Origin of the sequence: Curtobacterium aurantiacum (genome assembly GCF_018598555.1) — a bacterium.
Lineage (GTDB): Bacteria > Actinomycetota > Actinomycetes > Actinomycetales > Microbacteriaceae > Curtobacterium > Curtobacterium aurantiacum.
On the sequence record NZ_JAHEWN010000027.1, the window covers coordinates 19266 to 34143 of the forward strand.

The 14878-nt window shown below is 70.2% G+C and carries 10 protein-coding genes; all 10 read left to right on the plus strand.

Translation table 11 applies throughout. From position 1 onward, the window contains the following. The first annotated feature begins 48 nt into the window (after positions 1–48). Positions 49–1677: a F0F1 ATP synthase subunit alpha gene (gene atpA / locus KK087_RS16460; RefSeq protein WP_027465778.1), complete on the plus strand. Its 1629-nt coding sequence runs from the start codon at positions 49–51 to the stop codon at positions 1675–1677. Then, positions 1678–2580, plus strand: coding sequence for a F0F1 ATP synthase subunit gamma (locus KK087_RS16465; RefSeq protein WP_214528525.1), 903 nt, complete (start codon positions 1678–1680; stop codon positions 2578–2580). It abuts the gene before it with no gap. A gap of 47 nt (positions 2581–2627) precedes the next feature. After that, a complete protein-coding gene (gene atpD / locus KK087_RS16470; protein ID WP_017885744.1) occupies positions 2628–4082 on the plus strand; it encodes a F0F1 ATP synthase subunit beta in 1455 nt (484 codons plus the stop codon). A gap of 1 nt (position 4083) precedes the next feature. After that, complete coding sequence (locus KK087_RS16475; protein ID WP_027465776.1) at positions 4084–4347, plus strand: F0F1 ATP synthase subunit epsilon; 264 nt, start codon at positions 4084–4086, stop codon at positions 4345–4347. 14 nt (positions 4348–4361) lie between these two features. Next, positions 4362–5114, plus strand: a complete 753-nt coding sequence (locus KK087_RS16480) for a YaaA family protein (RefSeq protein ID WP_250901214.1) — start codon at positions 4362–4364, stop codon at positions 5112–5114. Between the two features lie 107 nt (positions 5115–5221). Next, the gene (locus tag KK087_RS16485; RefSeq protein WP_214566718.1) at positions 5222–5785 is read left to right on the plus strand and encodes a hypothetical protein; all 564 of its coding nucleotides are present in this window, start codon (positions 5222–5224) and stop codon (positions 5783–5785) included. A gap of 55 nt (positions 5786–5840) precedes the next feature. Continuing rightward, the gene (locus KK087_RS16490) at positions 5841–6623 is read left to right on the plus strand and encodes an FHA domain-containing protein (RefSeq protein ID WP_214566719.1); all 783 of its coding nucleotides are present in this window, start codon (positions 5841–5843) and stop codon (positions 6621–6623) included. Positions 6624–6626: 3 nt separating this feature from the next. Beyond that, positions 6627–7448 (plus strand): PP2C family protein-serine/threonine phosphatase, encoded by an 822-nt coding sequence (locus KK087_RS16495; protein WP_214528522.1) that lies wholly within the window; start codon positions 6627–6629, stop codon positions 7446–7448. A 134-nt stretch (positions 7449–7582) separates the two neighbouring features. Then, complete coding sequence (locus KK087_RS16500; RefSeq protein WP_214566721.1) at positions 7583–8995, plus strand: serine/threonine-protein kinase; 1413 nt, start codon at positions 7583–7585, stop codon at positions 8993–8995. Next, on the plus strand, positions 8968–14878 hold a 5911-nt coding region (locus tag KK087_RS16505), incomplete at its 3' end, for an Ig-like domain-containing protein (RefSeq protein WP_214566723.1). The genes KK087_RS16500 and KK087_RS16505, both read left to right, overlap by 28 nt.

Here is a 14878-nt window from a genome sequence, read left to right on the forward strand (position 1 = left end):
TCACCCTCTCGGAGCCGAAGGGCCCCGGAAAACCACAAGGAAAATCCCATGGCAGACATCACCATCAGCCCCGATGAGATCCGTGATGCCCTGAAGGACTTCGTCTCGAACTACGAGCCGACGAAGGCCTCCACGGCCGAGGTCGGGCACGTCACCGACGCCGGTGACGGCATCGCCCACGTCGAGGGTCTCCCCGGCGTCATGGCGAACGAGCTCATCCGCTTCGCGGACGGCACGCTCGGCCTCGCGCAGAACCTCGACGAAGACGAGATCGGCGCCATCGTGCTCGGCGAGTTCGGCGGCATCGAAGAGGGCATGGAGGTCACCCGTACGGGTGAGGTCCTCTCCGCCCCCGTCGGCGACGCCTTCCTCGGTCGCGTCGTCGACCCGCTCGGCGCCCCGATCGACGGTCTCGGCGAGATCGCCGCAGAGGGCCGTCGTGCCCTCGAGCTCCAGGCCCCCGGCGTCATGGCCCGCAAGTCGGTCCACCAGCCGCTGCAGACCGGCATCAAGGCCATCGACGCGATGATCCCCGTCGGCCGCGGTCAGCGTCAGCTGATCATCGGCGACCGCCAGACCGGCAAGACGGCCATCGCGATCGACACGATCATCAACCAGAAGGCCAACTGGGAGTCGGGCGACGAGGAGAAGCAGGTCCGCTGCATCTACGTCGCCATCGGCCAGAAGGGCTCCACGATCGCCTCCGTCAAGGGTGCGCTCGAGGACGCCGGTGCGATGGAGTACACCACCATCGTCGCCGCTCCGGCCTCCGACCCGGCCGGCTTCAAGTACCTCGCCCCGTACACCGGTTCGGCCATCGGCCAGCACTGGATGTACCAGGGCAAGCACGTCCTCATCATCTTTGATGACCTGTCGAAGCAGGCCGAGGCCTACCGTGCGGTGTCGCTCCTCCTGCGTCGTCCGCCGGGCCGCGAGGCCTACCCGGGTGACGTCTTCTACCTGCACTCCCGCCTGCTGGAGCGTTGCGCGAAGCTGTCCGACGAGCTCGGCGCCGGTTCGATGACGGGCCTCCCGATCATCGAGACCAAGGCGAACGACGTCTCGGCGTACATCCCGACCAACGTCATCTCCATCACCGACGGCCAGATCTTCCTCCAGTCGGACCTCTTCAACGCGAACCAGCGTCCGGCCGTCGACGTGGGCATCTCGGTGTCCCGCGTCGGTGGTGACGCCCAGGTGAAGTCGATCAAGAAGGTCTCCGGCACGCTGAAGCTCGAGCTGGCGCAGTACCGCTCGCTCGAGGCGTTCGCGATGTTCGCGTCCGACCTCGACCAGGCGTCGCGTCGGCAGCTGGAGCGGGGTGCGCGTCTGACCGAGCTCCTCAAGCAGCCGCAGTATTCGCCGTACCCGGTCGAGGAGCAGGTCGTCTCGATCTGGGCCGGCACGAACGGCAAGCTCGACACCGTCCCGGTGCCGGACGTGCTCCGCTTCGAGTCCGAACTGCTCGACCACCTGCGTCGCAACTCCGACGTCCTCACGACCCTGCGCGAGACCAACCAGCTCAGCGACGAGACCGTCGCCGAGATGGACAAGCAGATCGACGAGTTCACGAAGAGCTTCCAGACGAGCGACGGCAAGACCCTCGGCTCCGAGCAGTTCGACGCGGCGGACGCCGAGGACGTCGACCAGGAGCAGATCGTCAAGGGTCGTCGCTAGATGGCAGCGCAGGTCCGGGTCTACCGCCAGCGGATCAAGTCGGCGAAGACCACGAAGAAGGTCACCCGCGCCATGGAGCTGATCTCGGCGTCGCGGATCCAGAAGGCGCAGGCCCGTATGGCTGCGTCTGGTCCGTACTCGCGGGCCGTCACGCGTGCGGTGTCGGCCGTGGCGACGTTCTCGAACGTCGATCACGTGCTGACCACCGAGCCGGAGTCGTCGACCCGCGCAGCCGTCGTGCTCTTCACCTCGGACCGCGGCCTGAACGGCGCGTTCAGCACGAACGTCCTCAAGCAGGGCGAGGAGCTCGCCTCCCTGCTCCGCAGCGAGGGCAAGGACGTCGTCTACTACCTGGTCGGTCGCAAGTCCGTCGGGTACTTCGCGTTCCGTGAGCGTCCGTCCGAGCAGCAGTGGGTCGGCAACACGGACCAGCCGGAGTTCTCGACGGCCAAGGAGATCGGCGACGCCGTCGTGGCGAAGTTCCTCCAGGACACCGCCGAGGGTGGCGTGGACGAGATCCACATCGTGTTCAACCGGTTCATCAGCCTGGCGACCCAGGAGCCGCAGGTCGTTCGCCTGCTGCCCCTCGAGGTCGTGGACGGTATCGATGAGCCCGAGGGCAACGAGCCCCTGCCGCTCTACGAGTTCGAGCCGGACGCCGACGCGGTGCTCGACTCGCTGCTCCCGGTATACATCGAGAGCCGCATCTTCAACGCCATGCTGCAGTCGGCTGCTTCCGAGCACGCCGCACGGCAGAAGGCGATGAAGGCGGCCAGCGACAACGCCGACTCGCTGATCCGTGACTTCACCCGACTCGCGAACAACGCGCGTCAGGCGGAGATCACGCAGCAGATCTCCGAGATCGTCGGCGGCGCCGACGCCCTCTCGTCGAAGAAGAAGTAGTCCGCGTCGTTCGCGGACAGATACCCACCCTCAGGAAGGCACCAGCCATGACCGACACCGCAACCACCGCGGTCGAGACGTCGTCGGCGCCCGGTGTCGGCCGGATCGCCCGTGTGACGGGCCCCGTCGTCGACATCGAGTTCCCCCACGACGCAATCCCGGAGATGTACAACCTCCTGTTCACGACCATCACCATCGGTGACTCGTCGCAGGAGATCGGCCTCGAGGTCGCGCAGCACCTCGGCGACGACCTCGTCCGTGCCATCTCCCTGAAGCCGACCGACGGCCTGGTCCGTGGCCAGGAGGTCCGTGACTCGGGCGCTCCGATCTCGGTCCCCGTCGGCGACGTCACCAAGGGCAAGGTCTTCGACGTCCTCGGCAACGTGCTCAACACGGACGAGAAGCTCGAGATCACCGAGCGCTGGCCGATCCACCGCAAGGCCCCGGCCTTCGACCAGCTCGAGTCCAAGACCTCGATGTTCGAGACCGGCATCAAGTCCATCGACCTCCTCACCCCGTACGTGCAGGGTGGCAAGATCGGCCTCTTCGGTGGTGCGGGCGTCGGCAAGACCGTCCTCATCCAGGAGATGATCCAGCGCGTCGCGCAGGATCACGGCGGTGTGTCGGTGTTCGCCGGTGTCGGTGAGCGTACCCGTGAGGGCAACGACCTCATCGGTGAGATGGAAGAGGCGGGTGTCTTCGACAAGACGGCCCTCGTGTTCGGCCAGATGGACGAGCCGCCGGGAACGCGTCTCCGCGTGGCCCTGTCGGCGCTGACGATGGCGGAGTACTTCCGCGATGTCCAGAAGCAGGACGTGCTCCTCTTCATCGACAACATCTTCCGCTTCACGCAGGCCGGCTCCGAGGTCTCGACGCTGCTCGGCCGCATGCCGTCCGCCGTGGGCTACCAGCCCAACCTCGCCGACGAGATGGGTGTGCTCCAGGAGCGCATCACCTCGACGCGTGGTCACTCGATCACCTCGCTGCAGGCGATCTACGTGCCGGCTGACGACTACACCGACCCGGCTCCGGCCACCACGTTCGCGCACCTCGACGCGACGACCGAGCTCTCCCGTGAGATCGCTTCGCAGGGTCTGTACCCCGCGATCGACCCGCTGGCGTCGACGTCGCGCATCATGGACCCGCGGTACCTGGGTGCCGACCACTACGAGACGGCCACGCGCGTCAAGCAGATCCTCCAGAAGAACAAGGAACTGCAGGAGATCATCGCCATCCTCGGTGTCGACGAGCTCTCCGAAGAGGACAAGATCACCGTCGAGCGCGCTCGTCGTATCCAGCAGTTCCTCTCGCAGAACACGTACATGGCCAAGAAGTTCACGGGCGTCGAGGGCTCCACGGTGCCGCTCAAGGACACCATCGAGTCCTTCCGCGCCATCGCCGATGGCGAGTTCGACCACGTTGCGACCCAGGCGTTCTTCAACGTCGGTGGCATCAACGACGTGGAAGAGAAGTGGGCTCAGATCCAGAAGGAGAACCGCTGACATGGCGGGTCTCAGCGTGAGCGTCGTCTCGGCCGACCGTGAGGTCTGGTCGGGCGACACCACCATGGTCGTCGCACGGACGACAGAGGGCCAGATCGGCATCCTCGCCGGACACGAGCCGATGCTCGCGATCCTGGCGCAGGGTCAGGTCCGCATCACGCGGGCCGATGGGTCGACCGTCGCGGTCGACGCCGAGGACGGCTTCCTGTCGGTCGAGCACGACACGGTGACGATCGTCGCGCGGCAGGCCGCGCTGGCGTCCTGACCGGACTGACCGTCCTGCTCCCGCCTTCGGAGACGAAGCGGGAGGGCGGGGACACGAGCCGCACGCTCGATCTGCGTGCACTCTCGTTCCCGGAACTGGCCGATGAGCGGGCCGCGGTGATCACCGCGGCCCGCTTCGTCAGTTCCGAGGAGTCCTCGGCCAGGACGGCGCTCAAGCTCGGTCCGAAGTCGATCGCCGAGCGTGTCCGGAACCTCGAACTCGAGACCTCCGGCACCATGCCGGCGATCGAGCGGTACACGGGTGTGCTCTACGACCCGCTCGGCGCGCAGAACGCGGATGCCGCCACCAGGGCCTGGTGGGCGGAGCACGTGATCGTGCAGTCCGCGATGTTCGGCCCGATCGGCGCCGGTGACCCGATCCCCGCCTACCGGCTGTCGCACGACTCCCGGTTGGGCGCGATCCGTTTGGCCTCGCACTGGCCGGCGGTGTCGACCCGCGCACTGGGTACGCGAGCGGACGGCCTGGTGCTCGACCTGCGGTCCGAGGGGTACCGGCAGCTCGGGCCCGTGGCCGACGCGGTGGCACCCCGCGTGGTGAGCGTCGACGGTTCCGGCCGTCGCCGCGCGCTCAACCACTGGAACAAGACCGCCAAGGGCCGCCTGGTGGCGTTGCTCGCCCGCACCGGCGCGAGCATCGGCAGCATGGACGACCTCGTCGACTGGGCCGCCGCGAACGGCGTCGTCGTCGAGCGGAGTGACGGCGGCTGGGACCTCGTCGCCGAGAGCCTGGACCCCGTCGCTGCCTGAGCGGTTTCCGCCGGCTCGTCCTCCACAGGCGTGGGCGGGGCCGCTCCGGTCCACAGATGGCCGGGGCGCCCCTGCCTGGAGGCCCGCAGCACGCTTCGATGGCGTGCATGATCCCTCTCACAGCACAGTCCGACTCCGGCGCCGCAGTTCGTTTCCCTCGCGAGATCGCGGCAGCCGTCACCCTGCCCGCGGCAGCGGCAGCGGCCGCGCTGGTCGCTCCCGGTCCGGTGGCACTGCCGTCGGCCGCTGCGACGGCCGTCGTGACCGCCTGCGGGGCGCTCGCGCCCCGGATGGCCCTGGTCCCGTTCATCGCGGCGCAGGGCGCGCCGGATCCGCGGTCGATCCGGGTGTTCGATCCCTTCGCGGATCCGACACCTCCCGCGCTCCACGGCTTCGGTCCGCGTCCGGATCGTGCACGGGTGCGGCTCGCCGGCGACCGGTGCGCCGAGGCATGGCGGGTGTGGCGCGCGCAGGACGGTCCGTTCGACGGGGCGTCGGGGGCGGCCGGAGCACTGTCGCTCGGCGCGTGGTGTGCGTGGGCGCTCGGGTCCTGGGCCCGGGCGGAGACCCGCGCGCGGTACGCCCTCGAGACCCGTGCGGACGACCCGCTCGCCGGGCTCGTGCTGCGCTCGGTCGTGGCCGGCAGCGGACCGTCGTGGGAGCGTCGATGACGAGGGGTCGACCGGATCGTCTACGGTGGGGGAGACCACGCTGGGAGGGTTCCGGTTGCACGACGACGACATCGAGGACACCGTCATCCGGCGACCCCGACGATCGCCGGCGGGAGACCGCACGGCGGACGCGATCCGCGACACGGTCGTGCGTGGGGGTACGACACCGGATCCGGGTCTCGACGGCTCGGCGCTCGGCGACACCGTCATCCGGTCCGGCAGGGGCGCCGGCACGCACACGGCCCCCGGGCCCCGCTCCGTCCCGGGCGACGACGATCCCGATGACACGGTCGTCCGGATCCCGGCGCGACCAGGCGCCGGGCCGAACCCGACCGTCGGTGCCGCCCCGGGCCTCCCGTCCGTGCCGCCCGCCCCGTCGGTACCCGTCGCGCCCGCGGCACGCGTGCCGTCCATCCGCATCGGCGACCGGACCTTCCGGCTCGACCACCCGGTGGTCATCGGCCGTCGACCGTCGTTGCCGCGGATCACCCGCGGTCCGCAGCCCGAACTCGTCACCGTGCGCTCGATGGGCGGGCAGGTGTCCTCCTCGCACGTGCAGCTGCACGCCGAGGGCGAAGCCGTCGTCGTGCAGGACCTCCGGTCCACGAACGGCACGGTCGTCCGGCCGGCTGGCGCACCGGCGTACCGCATGGCGTCGGGTGCGTCGATCGTCGCGCTGACGGGTACGGTAGTCGAGATCGGTGACGGCAACGCCATCGAGGTCCTCTCGCCGTACCTCCGGGTCGCACCGACGGCAGAGGGGCTGCCTCCGGTTCCCCCGTGGCCCTCCGATCAGACAGCACACGGCACGCCCCGACCCACCAGAGAGCGATCCTGACACGTGACCGAACTCGGCCGAGCAGCCACTGCGCACGCCATCGACGTCCCCGGTGCCGACGGCGCCACCCTGACGCTCTCGTGGGGAGCCGCGACCGACGTCGGTCGACGGCGTGACCACAACGAGGACAGCTACATCGTGGGCGCGCCCTTCTTCGTCGTCGCCGACGGCATGGGCGGGCACCTCGCGGGTGACCGCGCCAGTGACGCGGTCGTGCGTCGCCTCGAGCAGGTGACGGCCGAGCCGTTCACCACGCGCCAGGGCATCCAGCGCGCCCTGCTCCTCGCGACGGCCGACATCGAGCGTGCAGCCGGGGGCAACGCGATCGGCGCAGGCACCACGGTCACCGGCATCGCACTCGTCGCGTCGCTCGGGCAGCCGGCCGCGCTCGTGTTCAACGTGGGTGACTCCCGCACGTACCGCATCGAGGACGGCGTGCTCCGCCGCGTCACCGTCGACCACTCGGTGGTGCAGGAGATGGTGGACGCCGGTCTCCTGCGCGCCGAGGACGCCGAACAGCACCCGGACAGCAACGTCATAACACGGGCGGTCGGATTCGGCGAGCCGCCGGCACCCGACTGGTGGACCCTGCCCCTGCGGGCCGGAGACCGCTACATCGTCTGCTCGGACGGCCTGACGAAGGAACTCGGCGATGCCGGGATCGCCAGGATCGCAGCACGCGAGCCGGGTGCCCAGGAACTCGCCGAGCGTCTCGTCGGCGACGCGGTCGTGGCCGGTGGCCGCGACAACGTCACCGTGGTGGTGCTGCAGGTCGACGCGGCACCGGACGACGGCGACCTCGAGGACACGCTGCCGCGCCACTAGGTGCCCCCCCCCCGAACTGGGGGAGCACGCCGAACCGTGGGGGATCGGTGTGCGGAATGTCGGTCACCCACGATTCGTACAATGACATGGCCACGTCGAGAGAGCTGGCCGCTCGGCCGGGGGAGGAGAGGACCATGGCGCGACGCCTGCCGTCCAACCCGCCCGTGATCGGCGGTTTCAGTCCCGTGCACGTCCTCGGGTCCGGTGGCTTCGCCGACGTGTTCCTCTACGAGCAGGACATGCCCAGGCGGCAGGTCGCGGTGAAGGTCCTGCTGGACGAGGTCGTCGACGACCGCGTGCGGCAGATGTTCCAGGCCGAGGCGAACCTGATGGCCCGGCTCAGCACGCACCCGTCGATCCTCACGGTATTCCAGGCGAGCGTCGCCGCCGACGGTCGTCCGTACCTGGTGATGGAGCTGTGCTCCTCGTCGCTGAGCGAGCGCTACCGTCGCGAACCGATCCCCGTGTCCGAGGTCCTGTCCATCGGCATCCGCATCGGGTCCGCGTTGGAGACCGCCCACCGCGAAGGCGTCCTGCACCGCGACATCAAGCCGTCGAACATCCTGCTCACGGCCTACGGCAACCCCGTGCTCTCCGACTTCGGCATCGCCGCGACGATCGGCGGCACGGACCCGGACGAGCCGATCGGCATGTCGATCCCGTGGTCGGCGCCCGAGGTCCTGATCGACGAGTCCCGCGGCACCATCCAGTCCGAGGTGTACTCGCTCGCGGCGACCGTCTACTCGCTCCTCGCCGGACGCAGCCCGTTCGAGATCCGTGGCGGCAAGAACGGTGCGAGCGACCTCATGCACCGGATCGACAAGGGCGGGGCCAAGCCCACCGGCCGGACCGACGTGCCCCCGTCGTTGGAGCGTCTGCTCGCGTCGGCGCTGTCCCGCAAACCGCAGGGACGACCGTCGACGGTGATCGAACTCGTGCGCGGTTTCCAGCAGGTCGAGGCCGAGCTCGGCATCCCCCAGACCTCGGCAGACGTCGCGGTGGAGGCGTGGGCGATGTCGACGCCGACGCCGCACGGGGACCGCACCGTGATCCGTGAGCTCCAACCGCCGACCCGCGTCGGTGGGCGTCGTCGGACCCGACGGGCCGTGCAGGGCGGGGTCGTGGCCGGCGGTTCGCACAGCGTCGGCACGGTGCACCGCACCGGTTCCGTCACCCGAGCCCGTCGCCGCACACGCTCGACCCTGGTCTGGGCGACGTCCCTCGCCGTCGTGGTGGTGGCCGCCCTGGCGATCGCCACGGTCGTCATCGTCGGTCGACTCGGTGCCGGGGCGATCCCCGTCGTGGCCGAGGTGCGCGCCGAGCCCGCGCCGCAGTCCGTGTCGTTCAGCTGGTCCGACCCGGGGCTCCGGAGCGGCGACACGTACGTCATCTCGTCCAACGGGGCCTCCAGCCAGCAGACCGGCACGACCTTCGTCGTCTCCGGACAGCGGGGCGACGAGGAGTGCATCGCCGTCGCCGTGAACCGCGACGGCAAGACCGGCGCCGCGAGCGCGCAGAAGTGCGCGACGATCGGGAGCGCCGGGTGATCCGCGCCCTCCTCGCGAAGCACCGCTCCGCAGCCGTCACGACCGGTGCCTCGGTGCTCGTCGCCGCCGTCGTCGCGACCACCGCCATCGTCTCCACCGGCTACCACACGCAGCGCGTCGACCTCGGGGACGGCACGGTGTGGGTGCCCTCGGCCGAGTACGGCGCCGTCGGCCGGGCGAACACCGGCATCCTGCAGCTCAACACCGCGGTCGAGACGGCCAGCGACGATCTCGCGGTGCTGCAGCGCGGCTCCACCGTCTACAGCGTCGACGAGACGAAGGGCACCGTCGCCCGGGTCGACGTCGCCGACGCGACCGTCGGTGACCCGATCACCCTGCCGGCGGGAACGCCGCAGGTGTTCTTCGCGGGCGACACGGCCATCATCGGCAACGCGGACACCGGCGAGCTCTGGGCGACCCCCGCGAGCGACCTCGCCGAGTTCGACGCGTCGACCAAGGCTGACCTGACCCTCGGTGCCGACACGGTGTTCGACGCGTCCGACGGACACGTCGCCGTCTTCTCCGCGAAGACCGGGACGGCTTCCCTCGTCGACGTCGGCGCCACCCTCACCGTCGATCAGCGGTGGAAGGTCGAGACGGACCGCGGGGACGACTTCCAGGTCGCGACGTTCGACGGACACCTCGCCGTGCTCGACCGCACGAGCGGCGCGCTGTCGGTCGACGGCCGCACCGTCGAACTCGGCGACCGGGTGGGCGCCTCGCCGGCCCTGCAGCGGTCGTCGGACACCACCACGCAGGTCACGGTCGCCGGCACGGCGGGCCTGGTGCGCGTGAGCGCCTCCGGTGCGGTGGACGCCACCGCACTGCAGGTGTCCGGACGCGCCGCCCGACCCTACGTCGACGGATCCTGCACCTACGCGGCCTGGGCCGGCGGGCAGGCCATCGACACGTGCGACGGCAGCGCTCTGCAGCGGCTCGCGAGCACCGGCGGCACCAGCGAACTGCAGATCCTGCACAACGGCGACACGGTCGTCGCGAACGACCCGACGAGCGGCCGCTCCTGGGCCATCGACCGGAGCGGTCAGCTCATCGACAACTGGGCAGACCTCATCGAGCAGGACGACGAGCAGCAACAGGAGCAGGTCTCCGACGACGACCCCGAGGTCGACAAGGACCAGAAGCCTCCGGTGGCGATCGACGACGAACTGGGCGCGCGCCCGGGACGCACCACGAGCCTCCCGGTCCTGCTCAACGACTACGACCCGAACGGTGACCCGATCATCGTGAGCGAGGTCGGCACCATCTCGAAGTCCGCCGGCCGCGTCGCGATCGTCGGTGACGGCCAGCGCCTGCAGGTCACGCTGTCGTCGCGTGCCGCCGGGACGGTGACGTTCCCGTACACGATCACGGACGGCAACGGCGGGTCCGACACCGCGACGGTCCGGATCACCGTGCGCCCGGACAGCCAGAACGAGGCGCCCCGGCAGGTGCGGGACACGTCGGCCGACGTCGTCCAGAACGGGCACGTCGTCACCAACGTGCTCGGCGACTGGATCGACCCGGACGGCGACCCGGTGTACCTCGAGTCCGGGTCCGCCTCGAACGGCGATCGGGTGTCCACCACGCCGGACGGGCTGCTCGACTTCCGCAACGACAGCGGCCGGACCGGTGAGCGCTCCGTCCAGCTCGTCGTGAGCGACGGGCGTGCCGACGGCCGCGGCGCCGTCACGGTCCGGGTCGCCGAACAGGGCGCCGTCCCGCTCCGCGCCGATCCCTTCCCCGTGTCGGGGTACGCCGGCAAGGCGTTCACGGTCGAGCCGCTCGACCACGTGCGCGGCGGCAACGGCACCGTGACACTGACGAGCGTGTCGTCGGCATCCGGGCTCACCGTCACCCCGAGTTACGACGCCGGCACGTTCCGGGTGCAGGGCGAGCGTGCGGGCGACCACCAGCTGGAGTACACCGTGACGGACGGTGTGAAGACGTCGAGCGGCATCGTCCGTGTCACGATCCTCGCGCCACCGGACGCCTCGACCGCGCCGATCACCACGCCGAAGACGGTCTTCGTCAACACCCTGTCGACGAAGGACACCGACGTCACGGCGACCGACATCGACCCGGCGGGCGGCGTGCTGCTCGTGACGGCGCTCGACGGCCCGGGACGGGGCAGCGGCGTGCAGGCGAGCATCCTCGACCAGCACACCGTCCGCGTCACCCTCACGGCCCCGCTCGACGGCCCGGTGTCGTTCGGCTACACGGAGACGAACGGTCTGGCGTCGTCGCCGGGCACGATCACCGTCGTCGAGATCCCGAAGCCCGATCGCATCCAACCCCCGGTCGCGCAGCCCGACAGCGCCACCGTCCGTGTCGGTGACGTCGCCAACATCGACGTGCTGGACAACGACACCCAGCCCGAGGGTGAGCCGCTGACCCTGCAGCCCGAGCTGGTGCAGAACGTGCCGGGCGACGGCGGCCTCCTGTTCGTCTCCGGCGACCACCTGCGCTACCTCGCCCCGAAGACGCCGGGCAACTACACCGCCGTCTACCGGGTCGCCGGTCCGGACGGTCAGTACGCCGACGCCGCCGTGTCGATCTCGGTGCGCGAGCGCGACGCCGCCACGAACAACCCGCCCGTGCCCCAGACCGTGACGGCGCGCGTCGTCGCCGGGTCGTCGGTACGGGTCAGCGTGCCGTTGAACGGCATCGACCCTGACGGCGACTCCGTGCAACTCGTCGGTGTGGGCTCCAACCCCGACAAGGGATCGGTCTCCGACGTCGCCTCCGACGCCCTGACCTACGAGGCCGGCGACTACTCAGCCGGCACCGACGAGTTCACCTACACGGTCGTGGACGCCCTCGGTTCGCGCGCCACCGGCACCGTGCGGGTCGGCATCGCGCCCCGCGCCGAGCAGGCGTCGAACCCCGTGGCCGAGGCCGACCACGTCACCATCCGACCGGGCGGCTCCGTGACGGTGCGGGTGCTCCAGAACGACTCCGACCCCGAGGGCGGGCAGCTCACCGTCGCGCAGGCCGAGCCGACGGCGGACGACGTCACCGCCAAGATCCTCCGGAAGCAGCAGATCCGCGTCACGCCCCCGAAATCGGCGAAGCGCGGTGACTTCGCGGTGCTCTACACCGTCGCGAACAGCAGCGGGGGATCGAGCACCGCGTTCCTCACCGTCACCGTCGACCCGGACGCCCAGCCGCTCCGGCCCGAGGTCGACGACACGACGCTCGACCTGCAGGACATCCTGCACCGGCAGAGCGTGACGGTGGACGTGCTCGACAACGTCTTCTTCGCCGAGGGGACTGCGGCCGACCTGCGGGTCGGGGTGGTCCCCGGCTACGGCGACACCGCGACGCCCACCGACGACGGCCGGATCACCGTCCGGCTGACGGACGAGTCGCAGGTGATCCCGTTCTCGGTCGCCCGCGTCGACCACCCGGACATCATCTCGTACGGGTTCATCAACGTGCCGGGCTTCGACGACGCCCTGCCCCAGATCAACCGCAGCGCCGGAGCGGTCACCGTCAGGAGCGAGGCCACCGTCCGCATCCCGCTGCAGGACTTCGTCGTGACGGCGAACGGCGAGACCGCGAAGGTCACCGACCGTGGGACGGTGAAGGCGACCCACGCCAACGGACAGAGCCTGGTGGTGGACTCGTCGACGCTGCAGTTCACGTCGTCGAAGCTCTACTACGGCAAGGCGTCGATCTCGTTCGAGGTCACCGACGGATCGGCGGCGAACGGCGGCAAGGGGCGCGTCGCCACTCTCGTGCTCCCGATCACCGTCACGCCGCGGTCGAACCAGCCGCCGGCGTTCACGGGCTCCTCGCTCGACATGCAGCCGGGCGAGACGCGCAAGATCGACCTGACGAAGCTCACCGACTACCCGTACCCGAAGGACCTGCCCGAGCTGCGGTACTCCGTCGTCGGTCGGCCCGCCGCCGGCACGACCGCGTCGATCTCGAAGCAGCAGCTCACGATCTCGGTGGCCGACACGGCGAAGAAGAACACCACCGCGTCGATCGGCATCGGTGTCGCGGACGACGCGAACGCCGGACGAGCCGGCACCGTCAGCGTCGGTGTCGTCGCCTCGACCCGGCCGGTGGTCCAGCCCGGTGCTGACAACTCGGTGACCAAGCGCGGCGCGACCACCACGATCGACGTGCTCACGAACGACCAGCCCACGAACCCGTTCCCGGGTGAGCGGTTGCGCGTCGTCAACATCCGGGGCCTGTCCGGCGGACTGCCGAGCGGTGTCACCGTCACGCCGAGCGGTGACCGGACCCGGCTGCAGGTCGCCGTCGCGGACAGCGCGAAGCCCGTGGACGCCCACCTGCAGTACCAGGTCGCCGACGCCACGAACGACCCGGACCGCTACGTCTGGGGCGACGTGACGATCTCGGTGCAGGACGTCCCGGATGCTCCCGGTGCGCCGACCCGGACGGGCTCCTACGACGGCGGCCAGGTCACACTGACCTGGGCGACCCCGCAGGGCAACAACTCGCCCATCACCGGCTACCGGGTCGTCGGGACCAACGGTGTCTCGAAGAACTGCGGCACCGCGACGGTGTGCACGATCACCGGACTCGACCCGAAGGCGTCGTACCGGTTCCAGGTCGTGGCGACGAACGCGATCGGTGACTCCGAGCCGTCCGCGCGCTCCGGCCCGATGAGCGCGGACTTCGTACCGGCGCCGCCGAAGGGCATCACCGTCACGCCCAGCAAGTCGACGCCGAACCAGCTCGACGTCAAGTGGGGCAAGGTGTCCGCCCCGAACAACGGCAGCGCGGTCGACGACTACATCGTCACGATCGAGGGCCCTGGCCTCTCGACCACCCGCCACACCGGGACGTCGACGAACACCTCGTTCACCGGGGCCCAGAGCGCGGCGCAGTACAAGGTCACGGTCTCCGCCCGGAACGACGCCGACCGCAACGGCACCGTCGTGCAGTGGAACTCTGCGTCCGCCACCGGCAGCGCGGTCGGGACACCCGGTGTCCCGACGCTGAACGCGTCGCGCGACGCGTCGCCGGGGCGCACGACCGTTTCGCTCAGCGCCGCCGAGAACGACTGGGCCGGCAGCGGTCGATCGCTCACGATCGTCCGGTACCCGCCCGGGGCGAACATCCCGAACGGTTGCTCGACCACGGGCTCGGACAAGCGCTGGGACGGTGCCAGCGCCAGCGACACGCTCAACTCGAACGGCAACTTCCAGTACGTGGCGCTGGCCGACAACGGCCTGTTCTGCACGCCGAGCCGGGCGGCATCCGTGCAGGGGTACGCCGCTCCGGGCACGGCGTCGGCGGACATCGGTGTCGAACGGTTCAGCGACGACGACGGCACGTACGCGATCCGCATCCGCAACCCACGGGCCCAGCCGAGCCCGAACGGGTCGATCGACCACTACGCGTACTCCGTCAACGGGGGCGGCTTCGTGTCGTTCGGCGGGAACGGGTCTTGGGTGACCGGTGCCGCGTTCGGCTCGACGGTGAGCGTGACCGTGGTTGCCTGTGCGGACGGCACGTCCAACTTCTGCGGGGACGGATCCACCGTGGGCGGACTGCGGCCGGTGCAGACCCGCGCGACGCTGCCGGATTCCGTGACCGCAGGGACCCAGCTGACGGTCGCTGCGCCGCCGCCGAACGCCGGGCTCCAGCCGACCGGCTACCGCGTCGTGTTCTGCGCCTCCCGCTACTACCAGCTCTGTGGACAGGGCACGGTCTACGCACCGGACGCCCTGCCGACGGTGGAGGACGCAGCGCTCTCGCGCTACGTCTACGTCGCGGCGATCGTCGACGGACACGAGGACCCGAATCCGCCGAGCGCCACGATCGAAGCGGCACCCGAACACATCGGCTTCGGCCGCTCGTCCGCACCGTCGACCGACGAGTTCGACTACACCTTCGAGGCCCTCG

Excerpts from the sequence above, each read along its gene's own strand:
- KK087_RS16485 (WP_214566718.1), top strand. The coding sequence starts at position 5,222 with ATGATCCCTCTCACAGCACAGTCCGACTCCGGCGCCGCAGTTCGTTTC.
- KK087_RS16500 (WP_214566721.1), top strand. The coding sequence starts at position 7,583 with ATGGCGCGACGCCTGCCGTCCAACCCGCCCGTGATCGGCGGTTTCAGT.
- atpD (WP_017885744.1), top strand. The coding sequence starts at position 2,628 with ATGACCGACACCGCAACCACCGCGGTCGAGACGTCGTCGGCGCCCGGT.
- atpA (WP_027465778.1), top strand. The coding sequence starts at position 49 with ATGGCAGACATCACCATCAGCCCCGATGAGATCCGTGATGCCCTGAAG.
- KK087_RS16465 (WP_214528525.1), top strand. The coding sequence starts at position 1,678 with ATGGCAGCGCAGGTCCGGGTCTACCGCCAGCGGATCAAGTCGGCGAAG.
- KK087_RS16475 (WP_027465776.1), top strand. The coding sequence starts at position 4,084 with ATGGCGGGTCTCAGCGTGAGCGTCGTCTCGGCCGACCGTGAGGTCTGG.